At 71.0% G+C, this 15,091-nt stretch carries 13 protein-coding genes; 5 read left to right on the forward strand and 8 right to left on the reverse strand.

The features are described 5' to 3' along the window. Positions 1 to 11: 11 nt before the first annotated feature. On the reverse strand, positions 12 to 836 hold the full coding sequence (locus GTY67_RS17040) for a maleylpyruvate isomerase family mycothiol-dependent enzyme (RefSeq protein WP_161279231.1): 825 nt from the start codon (positions 834 to 836) through the stop codon (positions 12 to 14). A 213-nt stretch (positions 837 to 1,049) separates the two neighbouring features. Between GTY67_RS17040 and GTY67_RS17045 the strand changes: the two genes are divergently transcribed. Next, the gene (locus GTY67_RS17045; protein ID WP_161279232.1) at positions 1,050 to 1,844 is read left to right on the forward strand and encodes a carbon-nitrogen family hydrolase; all 795 of its coding nucleotides are present in this window, start codon (positions 1,050 to 1,052) and stop codon (positions 1,842 to 1,844) included. A gap of 72 nt (positions 1,845 to 1,916) precedes the next feature. Here the strand turns inward: GTY67_RS17045 and GTY67_RS17050 are convergent, their stop codons facing one another. Then, the gene (locus tag GTY67_RS17050; protein ID WP_093687579.1) at positions 1,917 to 2,408 is read right to left on the reverse strand and encodes an LURP-one-related family protein; all 492 of its coding nucleotides are present in this window, start codon (positions 2,406 to 2,408) and stop codon (positions 1,917 to 1,919) included. 129 nt (positions 2,409 to 2,537) lie between these two features. Then, positions 2,538 to 3,434, reverse strand: coding sequence for an SGNH/GDSL hydrolase family protein (locus GTY67_RS17055; protein ID WP_237502637.1), 897 nt, complete (start codon positions 3,432 to 3,434; stop codon positions 2,538 to 2,540). Positions 3,435 to 3,670: 236 nt separating this feature from the next. On the opposite strand from GTY67_RS17055, the gene GTY67_RS17060 reads away from it, so the two are divergent. Next, positions 3,671 to 5,488, forward strand: a complete 1,818-nt coding sequence (locus GTY67_RS17060; protein ID WP_161279233.1) for an NHL domain-containing thioredoxin family protein — start codon at positions 3,671 to 3,673, stop codon at positions 5,486 to 5,488. A 70-nt stretch (positions 5,489 to 5,558) separates the two neighbouring features. Here the strand turns inward: GTY67_RS17060 and GTY67_RS17065 are convergent, their stop codons facing one another. From GTY67_RS17065 to GTY67_RS17080, 4 genes are all read right to left on the reverse strand, one after another. After that, positions 5,559 to 5,780, reverse strand: coding sequence for a DUF6458 family protein (locus GTY67_RS17065; protein WP_093687583.1), 222 nt, complete (start codon positions 5,778 to 5,780; stop codon positions 5,559 to 5,561). A 101-nt stretch (positions 5,781 to 5,881) separates the two neighbouring features. Beyond that, positions 5,882 to 7,180 (reverse strand): M18 family aminopeptidase, encoded by a 1,299-nt coding sequence (locus tag GTY67_RS17070; protein ID WP_161279234.1) that lies wholly within the window; start codon positions 7,178 to 7,180, stop codon positions 5,882 to 5,884. 63 nt (positions 7,181 to 7,243) lie between these two features. Further along, positions 7,244 to 7,870 (reverse strand): Uma2 family endonuclease, encoded by a 627-nt coding sequence (locus tag GTY67_RS17075; protein WP_161279235.1) that lies wholly within the window; start codon positions 7,868 to 7,870, stop codon positions 7,244 to 7,246. A gap of 109 nt (positions 7,871 to 7,979) precedes the next feature. Next, entirely contained in the window at positions 7,980 to 9,806 is a 1,827-nt protein-coding gene (locus tag GTY67_RS17080; RefSeq protein ID WP_093687593.1) for an acyl-CoA dehydrogenase, read from the reverse strand. 184 nt (positions 9,807 to 9,990) lie between these two features. Here GTY67_RS17080 and GTY67_RS17085 point away from each other — a divergent pair, with 184 nt between their 5' ends. From GTY67_RS17085 to GTY67_RS17095, 3 genes are all read left to right on the forward strand, one after another. Beyond that, positions 9,991 to 10,449, forward strand: coding sequence for an SseB family protein (locus GTY67_RS17085; RefSeq protein ID WP_015609740.1), 459 nt, complete (start codon positions 9,991 to 9,993; stop codon positions 10,447 to 10,449). A gap of 198 nt (positions 10,450 to 10,647) precedes the next feature. Then, positions 10,648 to 11,604: a pirin family protein gene (locus GTY67_RS17090; RefSeq protein ID WP_161279236.1), complete on the forward strand. Its 957-nt coding sequence runs from the start codon at positions 10,648 to 10,650 to the stop codon at positions 11,602 to 11,604. A gap of 129 nt (positions 11,605 to 11,733) precedes the next feature. After that, the gene (locus GTY67_RS17095) at positions 11,734 to 12,888 is read left to right on the forward strand and encodes an AI-2E family transporter (RefSeq protein ID WP_093687597.1); all 1,155 of its coding nucleotides are present in this window, start codon (positions 11,734 to 11,736) and stop codon (positions 12,886 to 12,888) included. A gap of 59 nt (positions 12,889 to 12,947) precedes the next feature. Here the strand turns inward: GTY67_RS17095 and GTY67_RS17100 are convergent, their stop codons facing one another. Beyond that, entirely contained in the window at positions 12,948 to 15,053 is a 2,106-nt protein-coding gene (locus GTY67_RS17100; protein WP_161279237.1) for a SpoIIE family protein phosphatase, read from the reverse strand. Positions 15,054 to 15,091: the final 38 nt, after the last annotated feature.

Below are 15,091 nucleotides of genomic sequence, written 5' to 3' on the forward strand. Positions count from 1 at the left end.
GCCGCCGGGAGCTACGGGGTGACGGCGAAGTGGTCCAGGATCGCCGTGGCCAGCTCCTGGTCGCCCTCGGCCTTGATCCGGTCGGCCACCGCCGCCGGACGGACCCGGCCGCAGGCGAGGCGTACGTACGTCTCCCAGTCCATCGAGAGCGTCACGGCCGGGCCCAGCGAGGGCGAACCGTCTATCGAACCGCGGCCCTCCGCGTCGACCCGTACCGTCCGCAGGAACTCCACCGGACCGTGCACGTCCAGCACCACCGCCGAGTTGGCCGGCGCGCCCGCGTCCTTGGCGACCACCTTCGGCAGCGCGGCGAGCAGCACGTCCCGGGTGATGTGCGCGCCGGGGGAGTCCAGGTTGCCCGGCTGACCGAGCGTCGTCCGCAGGTCCTGCTCATGCACCCAGACGTCGAAGGCCCGCATGTTGAGCGCCACTTCGAGGGTCTGCTCGGCGCCCAGCGGCGCGCGGACCGTGGCGTCGGGGGAGCGGGACTCGTTGCGCAGCTGGCGGGCGCGGCGGATGAGGACGTACTCCAGCTCGGACGTCATCTCGGGCGCGGTGTGGTGGCGCCGGACGTCGACCTGCATCTCCATGTACCGGGCGAAGTCGCTCTGTACGTGGTACAGGTCGCGCGGCAGCGTGTGGATGGGCCGCGGGTCGCCGAGCATCTCGCACTCCATGCCGATGACGTGCGACACGATGTCCCGCACCGACCATCCGGGGCACGGTGTGCGGCGGTTCCACTCCCCCTCCGCGAGTGGCTTGACCAGGTCGGCTATCGCTTCGATGGAGTGAGTCGCGGAGTCGGCGTAGGTCTGGAGGCTGGGATGGACGGTCACGGGACCCCTCGGCGGTTCTTCGGTGCATGGGCTGGAGAGCAGGGAGTGCCGGCGGGCGGGCCGGCACGGACGACGCTGTCTGCGGGCTGCTGTCTGCTTGCTGCGTGGGAGGTTCAGTCGCCTAAGTTACGCTGCGAGCAGGCACCCCGGCAGTGCTTTCGTGTGACGATCGTAGGCCCGTGTTGACGGCTCGAATGCCAGGACGGTGGTAGTGTGCGCGCCTCCCTCATCCAGATCGCAGTAGACCCGGACGAATCCGTCGAGGCCCGCCGCGAGCGGGCCGCCTCCCTGGTGGTCGCCCAGCGCGGCGCGGACCTGGTGGTCCTTCCCGAGCTCTGGCCGGTCGGGGCGTTCGCCTACACCGTCTTCGAGCAGGAGGCCGAGCCGCTCCAGGGCCCCACGCACGAGGTGATGGCGAAGGCGGCCGCCGAGGCCGGGGTCTGGCTGCACGCGGGCTCGTTCGTGGAGCGCGCACCGGACGGCACCCTCTACAACACCGCGCTGGTCTTCTCCCCGGACGGCGAGCCCTCGGCGGCCTACCGCAAGATCCACCGCTTCGGCTTCGACAAGGGCGAGGCGGTGATGATGGGCGCGGGCGACGAACTGGTGACCGTCGCCCTGCCGCAGACCACGCTCGGCCTGGCCACCTGCTACGACCTCCGCTTCCCCGAGCAGTTCCGCGCCCTGGTCGACGCGGGCGCCGAGACGCTCGTCGTGTCGGCGGGGTGGCCCGAGCGCCGCCGCGCCCACTGGACGCTCCTCGCACAGGCCCGTGCCGTCGAGAACCAGGCGTACGTCCTCGCCCTCGGCACGGCGGGGACCCACGCCGATGTCCCGCAGGCCGGGCACAGCATCGTCGTCGACCCCTGGGGCGAGGTGCTCGCCGAGGCCGGGGCGGGCGAGGAGGTCCTGACCGTGGAGTTCGACCCGGCAAAGGTGGCCGCGACCCGGGAGCAGTTCCCGGCCCTGAAGGACCGCCGCCTGGGGCTCGCGCCGCCGAGCATCTGAGCGCCTTTCGTTGTTTCACGTGAAACGCCCTGTTTCACGTGAAACAACGAACTTCCGTGCCCGGCAAGGCGATCAGTCTTCGTTCTCCTTGTCCGCCAGCACGATCACGCACATCGCCACGGCGACGAGCAGCGCGGTGTCCGCGTCTTCCCGGACCACGTCGATGCCGTACGTGTCCCGGATCGTCAGCCAGCGCCGCGAGATCTGGGCCAGCAGCTCACCCTCGTACTCGATGGCGAACTCGCGGTCCAGGATCTTGCCGCTGACGTCGATCTCCGTACCGTCCAGCAGGGTCACCCGGTAGTGGTTGCGGAGCAGCGAGAGCCGCTTGCGCTTGACCTTGGCCAGCTCCTCGCCGCCGCGCTCGATGAGCATCGTGTCGCGCAGGCTGATCAGCTTCTGCCGCAGCTCCACCAGCACGCGGCCGTCGGCGTCCTTCAGCTCGAAGGTGTCGCGCAGCCGCATGGCCTTGCCGTCGACCAGGAAGACCTTGCGGCCCTCGGTGTCCTCGATCCAGTAGTCGTCACCGATGGCGAACAGGCGCTCACGTACGAGAAGTCTCATGTCCTCCAGGTTCCCCCGGGCGCCGGTGCAATGCGGGGAGGCGGGCGGGTCGTTCGCCGGGTCGGGGTCGCCCGTCCACCCGCAGCGCTGCGGGTGGACGGGCCGGGGCGTGCCGGTCGCCGCGTGCGATCAGGCGGTGCGGAACACCGGGCACCAGGCCAGGGCCCGGTTCACGGCCGCCGCCATGGCCTGCTCGCCCTGTGCGTTGGGGTGGGCGGGCGCGGCCGGGGTCGCGGGGGCGAGCGTCTCGATCCACCGCTCCCCGGCCGGACGGCACATGTCGTGGCCGACGGTCGGCCTGTACGTGTCGACGTACGTGGCCCCGCCGAGCCTCGCCCGGTGGGCGAGCATGGAGTTGAGGGACTTCGTCTTGTCCCGCAGGTAGGGGAAGTCGCCCATGGCGAAGGGGACGGCCGGGCTCGTGCAGCCGACCCCGTCGTCGGGGAAGAGCGAGGGGTAGCCGACCAGCAGGACCTTGGCGCGGGGAGAGCGGCGGTGGATCTCGGCAAGTACCCGGGAAACCTTCGGACCGGTCGCCGCGATGCTCTGCTCGACCTGGTCGGTGCCGCCCTCGGTGAGCTGGTCGCGGCAGGGGGCGGCCGCTGGAGCGTCGGCGCCCAGGGCCGCACAGCGCCCGAGCACGGAGGAGAAACCGATGTCGTTGCCGCCCACGGTCACGGTCACGAGGGCGGTGGCGCGGGAGAGGGCGTCGTACTGCGCGGGCGTTGTTCCCTTGGCCAGGGACAGGTCGGCCGTGGTCGCCCCGGAACACGTGACATCGGTCAGCCGGGCGCCCTTCTTCGCCGCCACGAGATGCGGGTAGTTGCTGTTCGACCGGGCGCACGCGGCGTCGATCTGCTCGGGAACCCCGGGCGCGGAGGCGTAGGAGTCGCCCAGCGCGACGTAAGGGAACGGGACGGTGCGGTGCCCGGCCGGCGCGGCTGTGGGTGGAGCCGGCGCTGCCGCTGCCATGGGTGCGGTGGCCATACCGAGCGCCAGCGCGCCGGAGGCGATCACGGCGCCCAACGCGGCGGTCCGCCGGTGCGGGAGCCGGGGAAGACGTGCAAGGTGCGCGGGAGAGGTGGAGCGTGATCTCACGTGGGGCCTCGTTCCGGGAGAAGATGGGGTCCACCCTTCGACTACGCCGCCCCCGGCCCCGGGGTTCACCACACCGAGGACGACGGTCCACGGAGCTCACCGCCGTCGACCCGGAACGGCCCCCGGCGGAATGCGTCCGGCCGGGGGCGGTGTTGACTTGTGGCATGGCAACACGTGCACGCGTCCGCGCCCCCGAACTCATCGGCAAGGGCGGCTGGCTCAATACAGGCGACCGGCAGTACACCCTCTCCGAACTGCGAGGACGCATCGTCATCCTCGATTTCTGGACCTTCTGCTGTGTGAACTGTCTGCATGTCCTGGATGAGCTGCGGGAGCTGGAGGAGAAGCACCGCGACACCGTGGTGATCATCGGGGTCCACTCGCCGAAGTTCGTCCACGAGGCCGAGCACCAGGCCGTCGTCGACGCCGTCGAGAGGTACGAGGTCCACCACCCGGTCCTCGACGACCCCGAGCTGGCCACCTGGAAGCAGTACGCCGTACGGGCCTGGCCGACGCTCGTCGTCATCGACCCCGAGGGCTATGTCGTCGCCCAGCACGCGGGCGAGGGCCACGCGCACGCCATCGAGAAGCTGGTCGAGGAGCTGGAGGCCGAGCACGGCGCCAAGGGCACGCTCCGCCGGGGCGACGGCCCGTACGTGGCGCCCGAGCCCGTCGCCACGCATCTGCGCTTCCCGGGCAAGGCGCTGCTCCTGCCCGACGGCGGCTTCCTCGTCTCCGACACCACCCGCCACCGCCTGGTCGAGTTGGACGCGGACGGCGAGACCGTACGGCGCCACTTCGGCACGGGCGAGCGCGGGCTGCACGACGGCGGTCCGGAGGAGGCCCGGTTCAGTGAGCCGCAGGGGCTCGCCGTGCTGCCGGACGGCCGCATCGCCGTCGCGGACACCGTCAACCACGCGATCCGCGCCCTGGACCTCACGACCGGGGTGACCGTCACCCTCGCCGGGACCGGCCGCCAGTGGTGGCAGGGGACGGCGACCGGCGGCCCGGCCCGCGAGGTCGACCTCTCCTCGCCGTGGGACCTGGCCTGGTTCGGCGACCGGCTCTGGATCGCCATGGCGGGCGTGCACCAGCTGTGGACATACGACCCCGAGGCCGGGACCGTACAGGTCGCCGCCGGGACCACCAACGAGGGCCTGGTCGACGGACCGGCCGCCGAGGCCTGGTTCGCCCAGCCGTCCGGGCTCGCGGTCTCCGCCGACGGCGAGCGGCTCTGGGTCGCCGACTCCGAGACCTCCGCCCTGCGCTGGGTCGACCGGGACGAGCACGTGCACACCGCCGTCGGCACCGGCCTCTTCGACTTCGGCCACCGTGACGGGGCGGCCGCCCAGGCGCTCCTCCAGCACCCGATCGGCGTGACCGCGCTGCCCGACGGGTCCGTGGCCATCTCGGACACGTACAACCACGCCCTGCGCCGCTACGACCCGGCCTCCGACGAGGTCACCACGCTCGCCACCGACGTACGCGAACCCAGCGACGCGGTGCTGGTCGACGGTGACCTGGTCGTCGTCGAGTCGGCCCGCCACCGCCTCACCCGCCTCCGGCTGCCCGAGGAGGCCGTACGCGTCGCCGAGCAGGCGCACCGCACCCAGCGCGCCGCCACCGAGATCGCCCCGGGCACCCTCCGCCTCGACGTGGTCTTCCAGGCACCGGCGGGCCAGAAGCTGGACACCCGCTACGGGCCCTCCACCCGGCTGCTGGTCTCCGCCACCCCGCCCGAGCTGCTGGCCGAGGGGTCCGGCGCGGGCACGGACCTCGGGCGCGACCTGGTCCTCGCGGACGGGGTGACCGAGGGCGTGCTGCACGTCTCCGCGATGGCGGCGTCCTGCGACGACGACCCGGCCAACGAGTACCCGGCCTGCCACGTCCACCAACAGGACTGGGGCGTCCCCGTCCGCGTGAGTGCGGAGGGAACGCCCCGGCTGCCGCTGGTGCTGGCAGGCATGGACGAGCAGGACTGAGGCCGCGTGCCGCCGGCCGGGCGGGCGAGGACACCGCCGGGCGGGCAAGGCTCGGCCTTGCCCGCCCCGGTCAGTGGTAGCGCTGCTCGTCGTCCTGGACGACCGTGGTGGTGGGCGGCATGATCATGCGCCGACGGCGCGCGATGCTCATGTAGACGAAGACCCCGACGAGGCCGACGAGCATCATGATCCAGCCGACCAGGTCGACATTGACGGTGTCCACCTTCCAGTCGGTGGCAAACGCCAGAATCGCGCCACCACCGATCAGGAGAATGCATCCTCCGAGTCCCATGAATCCCGCCTCCTCGACGATCCGGTGAATCCGGACCGGTGTACGGGTCGGGTACCCGGCCCGGCAACAACCATGTGCGAGGCGGCCGTTGAACCCGGGTGTCAGTCCGTCAGGAACGCCGTGAGCGCGTTGGCCAGCAGATACGGGTCATCCGCGCCGCACAGTTCGCGCGCGCTGTGCATGGAGAGGATCGCGACGCCGATGTCCACGGTCCGGACGCCGTGCCGGGCGGCGGTGATCGGGCCGATCGTCGTGCCGCAGGGCATGGAGTTGTTGGAGACGAACGTCTGCCACGGCACGCCCGCCTTCTCGCAGGCGGCGGCGAACACCGCGCGGCCGCTGCCGTCGGTGGCGTACCGCATGTTGACGTTGACCTTGAGGATCGGGCCCCCGTTGGCGACCGGGTGGTGCGTCGGGTCGTGCCGCTCGGCGTAGTTGGGGTGCACGGCGTGGCCGGTGTCGGAGGAGAGGCAGACCGTCCCGGCGAAGGCGCGGGCGCGGTCCTCGTACGTACCGCCCCGGGCGAAGACCGAGCGCTCCAGGACCGTGCCGAGCAGCGGCCCGTCGGCCCCGGTGTCGGACTGGGAGCCGTTCTCCTCGTGGTCGAAGGCGGCCAGTACGGGGATGTACGGCAGCTCCTCGTCCGGCTCTCCGGCGACGGCGGCCAGGGCGGCGGTCGCGGCGTGCACGGAGAGGAGGTTGTCCATGCGCGGCCCGGCGACCAGCTCGCGGTCGCGGCCCAGGTAGGACGGCGGTTCGATGGCGTGCGGCATGAGGTCCCAGCCGGTGATGTCCTCAGCGTCGACACCCGCCTCCTCGGCGACGAACCGGATCAGGTCGCCCTCGGCCACCTCGCCGAGCCCCCAGATCGGCTGCATATGGCGCTGCCGGTCCAGCTTCAGGCCGTCGGTGTTGGCCGACCGGTCCAGGTGCACGGCCAGCTGGGGCACCCGCAGCAGCGCCCGGTCGATGTTGACCAGCCGGTCCGTCCCGTCCCGCAGCGAGATCCGGCCGGCGAGGCCCAGGTCCCGGTCCAGCCAGGTGTTCAGCAGCGTGCCGCCGTAGATCTCGACGGCGATCTGCCGCCAGCCGTGGGAGCCGGTGTCGGGCAGCGGCTTCACCCGCAGGTTCGGGGAGTCGGTGTGCGCGCCGACGATCCGGAACGGGGTGTGCGCGGCCGCGCCCTCCGGCACGTACCAGGCGATGATCGCCCCGCCGCGCAGGACATACTTCCCGCCGGCGCTCGCGTCCCAGGCGGCGGTCTCCTCGACCCGGCGGAATCCGGCCACCTCCAGCCGGGCGGCCGCGTTGGCCACGGCGTGGTACGGGGACGGGCTCGCCGCCAGGAAGGACATCAGATCATCGGTGTGCGCACGGTCGAACCGGTGGCGAGAAATCATGGTCTTCACTGTATCGAGGGACCCGCGTCCGCTATCCGGTGACCGGCTGGGCGCTGCCCGGGGCTACAGCTCGTCGATCGCGGTCAGGTCGATGTCGATGTCGTACGGGGCGGAGAGCTTGAGGCGGTCGTGGTGGACGCCGGTGGAGACGTACGTCTTGTTGACCGGGTCCAGTTCGTAGGTGATGACCATGGGGCGGTCCCTCTCGCCGGTCATCTCGACGAGCCAGAAGTGCTTGATGCCCGCCGCCGCGTACTTGTGCGGCTTGGTGCCCCGGTCGCGGTCCTCGGATTCGGGGGAGACGACTTCTACGGCGAGGAGGACGTCGGCGGCCTGGTAGCGGGTGGTGCGCTGGTCGCCGTCCGCCGCGGCGGTCACCACGAGGAGGTCGGGCTCCGGGGCGTTGCGCTTGCTGAGCACGACCGCCATCTCACGACGCACGCGGAGGCCGTTCGGGACGTGCTGTCGCAGCCCCTGCTCCAGCAGATACATGGCCAGCGTGTGGAACTTCCGCTGCGGACTGACGAGGACCGGGCTCCCGTCGATCAGCTCGGTGTGCGGCGGGAGGTCGAGTGTGAAGAAGTCCTCCACTGTGTAGCCGGCCGGTGGTGGGACCGGCCGGCTTGATCCGTCCGGCTGGCGGTACAGCGAGTGATCGGGCAGTTCCTCGGCTGCCATGGTCTCTCCCATGGATGGATTGTGGTCTCAGCGGCCTTGCGTACCCAGCTGATACGACAGCGCCGCCACCCGAACGAATTCCGGATGGCGGCGCGTATTGACGAAACAGACGAGCGATTCCTTAGAAGGAGGCCTCGTCCAGCTCCATCAGGGAGTTGTCGACGTTCTCGGCGAGCGCGCGCTCGGTCGAGACGCCCGGGAGGATGTTCGCGGCGAAGAACTTCGCGGCGGCGATCTTGCCCTGGTAGAAGGCCACGTCCTTGGCGGAGGCGGTCGGCAGCTTCTCGGCGGCCACGGTCGCGCCCTTGAGGAGCAGGTAGCCGACGACGACATCGCCGGAGGCCATCAGCAGGCGGGTCGTGTTGAGGCCCACCTTGTAGATGTTCTTGACGTCCTCGCCGGTCGCGGTGAGGTCGGTGATCATCGTGCCGACGATCGCCTCCAGGTCCACGGCCGCCTTGGCGAGCGAGTCCAGCGCGGGGGCCAGCTCCTCGTTGCCCTGGGCGCCCGCGAGGAACTTCTTGATCTCCTCGGAGAGCGTGTTGAGCGCGGCACCCTGGTCGCGGACGATCTTCCGGAAGAAGAAGTCCTGGCCCTGGATCGCCGTCGTGCCCTCGTAGAGGGTGTCGATCTTGGCGTCGCGGATGTACTGCTCGACCGGGTACTCCTGGAGGTAGCCCGAGCCGCCGAACGTCTGGAGCGACTGCGCCAGCTGCTCGTAGGACTTCTCGGAGCCGTACCCCTTCACGATCGGGAGCAGCAGGTCGTTGAGGCCGTTGAGCGCCTTGGCGTCCTCGCCCGCGGCCTCCTTCTCCTGGATCGCGTCTTGGACGGTGGCCGTGTACAGCACGAGGGAGCGCATGCCCTCGGCGTACGCCTTCTGCGTCATGAGCGAGCGGCGCACGTCGGGGTGGTGCGTGATGGTGACCTTGGGCGCCGTCTTGTCCATGAACTGCGACAGGTCCGTGCCCTGGACGCGCTCCTTGGCGTACTCCAGCGCGTTCAGGTAGCCCGTGGAGAGAGTGGCGATGGCCTTCGTGCCGACCATCATGCGGGCGAACTCGATGATGCGGAACATCTGGCGGATGCCGTCGTGCTTGTCGCCGATCAGCCAGCCCTTGGCGGGGTGGCGGTCGCCGAAGGTCATCTCGCAGGTGTTGGAGGCCTTGAGGCCCATCTTGTGCTCGACGTTCGTCGCGTACACACCGTTGCGCTCGCCCAGCTCACCGGTGGTCCAGTCGAAGTGGTACTTCGGGACCAGGAAGAGCGAGAGCCCCTTCGTGCCGGGGCCGGCGCCCTCGGGGCGGGCCAGCACGTAGTGGAGGATGTTCTCGGACATGTCGTGCTCGCCCGAGGTGATGAAGCGCTTCACACCCTCGATGTGCCAGGAGCCGTCCTCCTGCTGCACGGCCTTCGTCCGCCCGGCGCCGACGTCCGAGCCGGCGTCCGGCTCGGTCAGCACCATCGTGGAGCCCCACTGCTTCTCGACGGCGATCTCCGCGACCTTCTTCTGCTCCTCGGTGCCCTCCTCGAAGAGGATGCCCGCGAAGGCGGGACCGGAGGAGTACATCCACACGGCCGGGTTGGAGCCGAGCAGCAGCTCCGCGTAGCCCCAGATCAGGGAGCGGGGGGAGGTGGTGCCGCCGATCTCCTCGGGCAGGCCCAGCCGCCAGTATTCGGAGTCCATGAAGGACTGGTACGACTTCTTGAAGCTCTCCGGGACCGGCGCGGTGTTGGTCTCCGGGTCGAAGACCGGCGGGTTGCGGTCGGCGTCGGCGAAGGAGTCGGCGAGCTCGTTCTCCGCGAGGCGGGCGATCTCCTCCAGGATGCTCTTCGCGGTGTCGACGTCCATCTCCGCGAACGGACCGGTGCCGTACAGCTTGTCGCGCCCGAGCACCTCGAAGAGGTTGAACTCGATGTCGCGGAGATTCGACTTGTAGTGCCCCATGGGAAGGCTCCGTAATCAATAGCAGTGGCGCACAGCGCCCCGGGGAGTGATGCGGGTCGGGCGACAGGCAGGCATTCGGTACAGGCAGACGCGGGTGTATCAGCTGACCTCTACGATGATGCTACCCGTCAGTAATAAGGCGCAACCCCTCAAGCCGTAGATGTGTCCGATTACTCTTTGCAGCATGTACGGCTACGACCAGAACCCTGGTGCTCAGCAGCAGATGGGTCAGATGGGGCAGATGGGCGGCGGCTACGGCGAGCAGCCGCTGTATCCCGAGCCCTCCCCGCCCTCCCTGGCCGACGCGGTACGGGCCTTCACCACCGGCTCCCTCTCCGCCGAGGACTTCCAGCAGATCTTCGCCACGTCGAAGGTCTACTGCCCGCGCGGCGACAACCCCGGCTTCCTGGCTCTGCACAACACGCAGCAGCCCGTGATCCCGATGTTCACCACGCTCAAGGAGCTGCGGCTCTACGCGGGCAAGGAGTCCAAGTACTTCGTGATCACCGGCGCCGAGGTGATCGACCTGCTCCCCACGGGATACGGCTTCGTCCTGGACATGGAGGGCGATCACCGGATGGTCTTCGACGCCAAGGCCGTGGAGCAGATGGTCGACTTCGCGATGCGGCGTATGTACGGGTAGGGGTTCCGGGTCCGTGGGTGGCTGACCTGCGGTTTTCTTGTACGGGTGAGGGCCTGCGCCGCTTCGGGCGCGGGCCCTCGCGCTGTCGGGAGCAGTGCTTTCGCGCCCTCGTCGGCGGGGCGGGAATGCGGCACGCCTTGCAGGATGTTCACCATTCAACTAAATTCGTTCCAGAAGACTCGCCCGGAGGTGGCTCCCATGCCCGCAGTGACCGTCGACAACCCGCTGACCCTGCCCAAGGTGGCCGCTTCGGGTGACGCCGTGGCCCGCCCCGTGCTCGCCGTCACCACGGCGCCGACCGGATTCGAGGGCGAGGGCTTCCCCGTCCGCCGCGCGTTCGCGGGGATCAACTACCAGCACCTCGACCCGTTCATCATGATGGACCAGATGGGTGAGGTGGAGTACGCCGCGGGCGAGCCGAAGGGCACGCCCTGGCACCCGCACCGCGGCTTCGAGACGGTCACGTACCTGATCGACGGCACCTTCATCCACCAGGACTCCAACGGTGGCGGCGGCACCATCGAGAACGGCGACACCCAGTGGATGACCGCCGGGTCGGGGCTCCTGCACATCGAGGCGCCGCCGGAGTCGCTCGTCCTGTCCGGCGGGCTCTTCCACGGGCTCCAGCTCTGGGTGAACCTGCCCAAGGCCGACAAGATGATGAACCCGCGCTACCAGGACATCCGCGGCGGCGAGGTGCAGCTGCTGACCTCTCCGGACGGCGGCGCGCTGCTCCGGGTCATCGCCGGTGAACTCGACGGGCATCAGGGTCCCGGCATCACCCACACCCCGATCACGATGATCCACGCCACCGTCCGGCCCGGCGCCGAGGTGACCCTGCCCTGGCGCGAGGACTTCAACGGCCTCGCGTACGTCCTGGCCGGGCGCGGCACGGTCGGCCAGGAGCGCCGGCCCATCCGCCTCGGGCAGACCGCGGTGTTCGGCAGCGGCGGCTCGCTGACCGTCCGCGCGGACGAGCGGCAGGACGGGAACACCCCGGACCTGGAGATCGTCCTCCTGGGCGGCCGCCCGATCCGGGAGCCGATGGCGCACTACGGGCCGTTCGTGATGAACAGTCAGGCCGAGCTGAAGCAGGCCTTCGAGGACTTCCAGGCCGGCCGCCTCGGCACGGTCCCGGCGGTCCACGGCATGTGACGCCTGCCGCCGTTCAGGCCAGGTGACGACCCGTCACTCGTGCGGTGACGGTGGGCGGGACTGACGCCTCGTCACCCGTACGGTGGCGGTGGGCGGGCCTGTCGGCGCGCGCCGTGATCGGGTGGGAGGGTGCCCGCTTCCAAGCCCCTCCTGCCCGACGGCGCCCGCCGCACGGCCGCCTGGTGCGGCGTCGTCCTGCTGGTCGTGGGGGTCGCCGCCGTCGGCATCTGGCTGGTCGTCGCCCTCAAGACGGCGGTCACCCCGGTGCTGCTCGCCCTCCTCGGCACCGCCCTGCTCGGCCCCGTACACCGCTGGCTCATCGCCCGCCGCCTCAACCGGTCGCTGGCCGCCGGGCTGACCTGCGCTGCGCTCGTCGCGGTCGTGGGCGGTGCCGGGTACATCGTGGTCACCGCCCTCGTCGACTCCGGCGACCAGATCGTCCGCTCCCTGAAGGACGCGGGGCAGTGGGTCATCGACCACCTCGACATCGGCGGCAACACCGACGTCGACAGCCTCGCCGAGAACGCCAGGAATCTGGTCGAGAAGTTCGGCGCGAGCGCCGCGGGGGGCCTGCTCAGCGGGATCAGCCTGGTCGGCACGCTGGTGGCGACCAGTGTCCTGGCGCTGCTGCTGACCTTCTTCTTCCTGCGCGACTCCGACCGGGCGGTGGACCTCGCGCACGCGGTGGCCCCGCGCGGCACCGGCGAACTGGTGGAGGCGATGGGGCGCCGGGCGTTCGAGGCCGTCGAGGGCTTCATGCGCGGCACCACGTTCATCGCGCTGATCGACGCGGTGTGCATCACGGTGGGCCTGCTGATCCTGGACGTGCCGGGGGCGGTGGGGCTGGGCGCGCTGGTCTTCGTCGGCGCCTACATCCCGTACCTCGGCGCCTTCCTCTCCGGCGCCGTCGCCGTCCTGGTCGCCCTGGCGGACCGGGGCTTCGTGATCGCACTGTGGGCGCTGGGAGTGGTGCTCGCGGTCCAGGTGCTGGAGGGCCATGTGCTCCAGCCGGTGATCCAGAGCCGTACGGTGCAGATGCACCCCGCGATGATCATGATCGCCCTGACAGCGGGCGCGAGCGTGGCCGGCCTGATGGGCATGCTGCTCGCCGTCCCGATGTGCGCAGCAGCTTTCGGCGTACTGGGCGAACTACGCCGCCGCTCGGGGGGCAGCGGCGCTTCCAGCCCGTCCGGGGGCGGCAACTCCAGCGGGGGCGGCAACCCCAGCCCGCCCGGGGGCAATCCCAGCCCGTCCGGCGGCAACTCCAGCCCGTCCGGCGTTTGAGGACGGAACCCTCACGCGGGAGACCCCGCACGCCCCGGAGACCCCGCACCGCCGCGGGCCTACACCCCCGCCCCACCCCCTTCGTACAGCTCGAACCAGATCGACTTCCCCTCCCCCCGCGGATCCACCCCCCACGCATCCGCCAGCATCTCCATCAGCACCAGCCCCCGCCCACTGGACGCCATCTCCCCCGGCCTCCGCTTGTGCGGCAGCTCGTCGCTCGCGTCGGCCACCTCCACCCGCAGCCGCCGCTCCCCCCGCTCCCCGGAGACCTCGGCCGCCATCAGCGCGTCGCCGTCCGTGTGGACCAGCACATTGGTGGCCATCTCCGAGACCATCAGGACCGCCGAGTCGACCTGCTCGGGGTCCTTCCAGTCGTGCAGCAGCTCCCGTACGAGCTGGCGGCCCACCGAGATCCGCTCGGGCTCGGCCTGCGCGATGGTCAGGACGCTCCGGCGGGCCGGCGTCTCCGGCTCCCGTACGCTCTCCCGCCGCAGCACCAGCACCGCGATGTCGTCCTCGCGGCGGTCGGCGAGCGGCCCGGTCGTGTAGTGCGAAGTCGGCCCGTGCACGGCCTGGACCAGGGCGTCGGCCATCTCCTCCAGGTCCTCGGTGGGCTCCTCCAGGACCGGGCGCAGCCTGCCCCAGCCGGTGGCCATGTCGTGGCCGCCGGTCTCGATGAGGCCGTCCGTGCAGAGCATGATCGTTTCGCCGGGCTCCAGGACGACCCGGGTCGTCGGGTAGTCGGAATCCGTCTCGATACCCAGCGGCAGCCCGCCCGCCGTCTGCCGGATCACCGCCGTGCCGTCGGCGCTCACCACCACCGGGTCCGGGTGGCCCGCCCGGGCGATGTCCAGCGTGCCGGTCTCCGGGTCCACCTCCGCGTACAGGCAGGTCGCGAAGCGCGGCGCGGAGGGCTCGTCGTCGCCCGCCACCCCCTCGTACGCGTCGGTCAGCCCGGTGAGGAAGCGCGAGGCCCGGGCGAGCACCGCGTCCGGGCGGTGCCCCTCGGAGGCGTACGCGCGCAGGGCGATGCGGAGCTGGCCCATCAGCCCGGCCGCCCGTACGTCATGGCCCTGGACGTCGCCGATGACCAGGGCGATCCGGCCGTTGGGCAGCGGGATCATGTCGTACCAGTCGCCGCCCACCTGGAGCCCGCCGCCGGTCGGCACGTACCGCGCCGCCACCGTCATCCCCGGGATGTCCGGCCCCAGCGTCGGCATCATCGACCGCTGGAGCCCGAGCGACAGCTCCCGTTCGGTCTCCGCGACCCCGGCCCGGGCCAGCGCCTGGGCGAGCATCCGGGCGACCGTCGAGAGCACCGCGCGCTCGTCGGGCGAGAAACCCACCGGATGCTGGAACCCGGCCATCCACGCGCCCATCGTGCGGCCGGAGGAGACCAGCGGGAGGTACGCCCAGGACTGCCGGCCGAAGCGGCGGGCGAGGGGCCAGGTGGCGGGGTAGCGGCGGCGGTACTCCTCGGGGGAGGGGAGGTAGATCGCGCGGCCGGTGCGGACCACCTCGGCGGCCGGGTAGTCGGTGTCCAGGGGCATGTCGGTGAACGGGTCCTCGTCCCCCGGACTCTGCCCGTGGTGGCCGATGATCGTCAGCCGCTCCCCGGCCGAGCCGAAGACCGCGAGCCCGTCCGGGGAGAACCCGGGCATGGAGAGGGAGGCGGCGACCCGCAGCACCTCCTCCGTGGAGCGGGCCTCCGCCAGCGCCCGCCCGGCGTCCAGCAGGAACGCCTCCCGCGACCTGCGCCAGTCCCCCGTGATCGGTGTGTGCGGGCCGGAGGAGCCCAGCTGCGGCTCGGCGACCTCCTGGAGTGTGCCGATGAGTACGTAGTCCGCGGAGCCCCGCTCCTCGGGGACGATCGGCTTGGAGCGGCTGCGTACGGTACGCAGCACCTTCCCCCGCTCGTCCACGATCCGCAGCCGTGCCTCGGCCAGGGTGCCCTCGGCGACGGCCAGGTTCACGACGCCGTAGATCTCGTTCCAGTCGACCGGGTGGAAACGGGAGCGCACCGCCGCCTCCCGGTAGCTGCCGGGCTCGGGGGGCAGGCCGAGCAGCCGGGCCGCCTCCGCGTCGAGTGTGACCGTGCCGGCCGCGTTGTCCCAGCGCCACAGGCCCGTCGCGATCGCGGCCAGGACTTCCTCGGTGCGCATTGCCCCACTTTAGGAAGATGTGCTCTCCGTACGCCACC

This window comes from Streptomyces sp. SID8374, assembly GCF_009865135.1.
Taxonomy (GTDB): domain Bacteria; phylum Actinomycetota; class Actinomycetes; order Streptomycetales; family Streptomycetaceae; genus Streptomyces.

What these genes read in the sequence shown, in the direction of transcription:
- GTY67_RS17060 (WP_161279233.1), top strand. Translation starts at nt 3,671, where the DNA reads ATGGCAACACGTGCACGCGTCCGCGCCCCCGAACTCATCGGCAAGGGC.
- GTY67_RS17085 (WP_015609740.1), top strand. Translation starts at nt 9,991, where the DNA reads ATGTACGGCTACGACCAGAACCCTGGTGCTCAGCAGCAGATGGGTCAG.
- GTY67_RS17070 (WP_161279234.1), bottom strand. Translation starts at nt 7,180, where the DNA reads ATGATTTCTCGCCACCGGTTCGACCGTGCGCACACCGATGATCTGATG.
- GTY67_RS17090 (WP_161279236.1), top strand. Translation starts at nt 10,648, where the DNA reads ATGCCCGCAGTGACCGTCGACAACCCGCTGACCCTGCCCAAGGTGGCC.
- GTY67_RS17065 (WP_093687583.1), bottom strand. Translation starts at nt 5,780, where the DNA reads ATGGGACTCGGAGGATGCATTCTCCTGATCGGTGGTGGCGCGATTCTG.
- GTY67_RS17075 (WP_161279235.1), bottom strand. Translation starts at nt 7,870, where the DNA reads ATGGGAGAGACCATGGCAGCCGAGGAACTGCCCGATCACTCGCTGTAC.
- GTY67_RS17100 (WP_161279237.1), bottom strand. Translation starts at nt 15,053, where the DNA reads ATGCGCACCGAGGAAGTCCTGGCCGCGATCGCGACGGGCCTGTGGCGC.
- GTY67_RS17050 (WP_093687579.1), bottom strand. Translation starts at nt 2,408, where the DNA reads ATGAGACTTCTCGTACGTGAGCGCCTGTTCGCCATCGGTGACGACTAC.
- GTY67_RS17080 (WP_093687593.1), bottom strand. Translation starts at nt 9,806, where the DNA reads ATGGGGCACTACAAGTCGAATCTCCGCGACATCGAGTTCAACCTCTTC.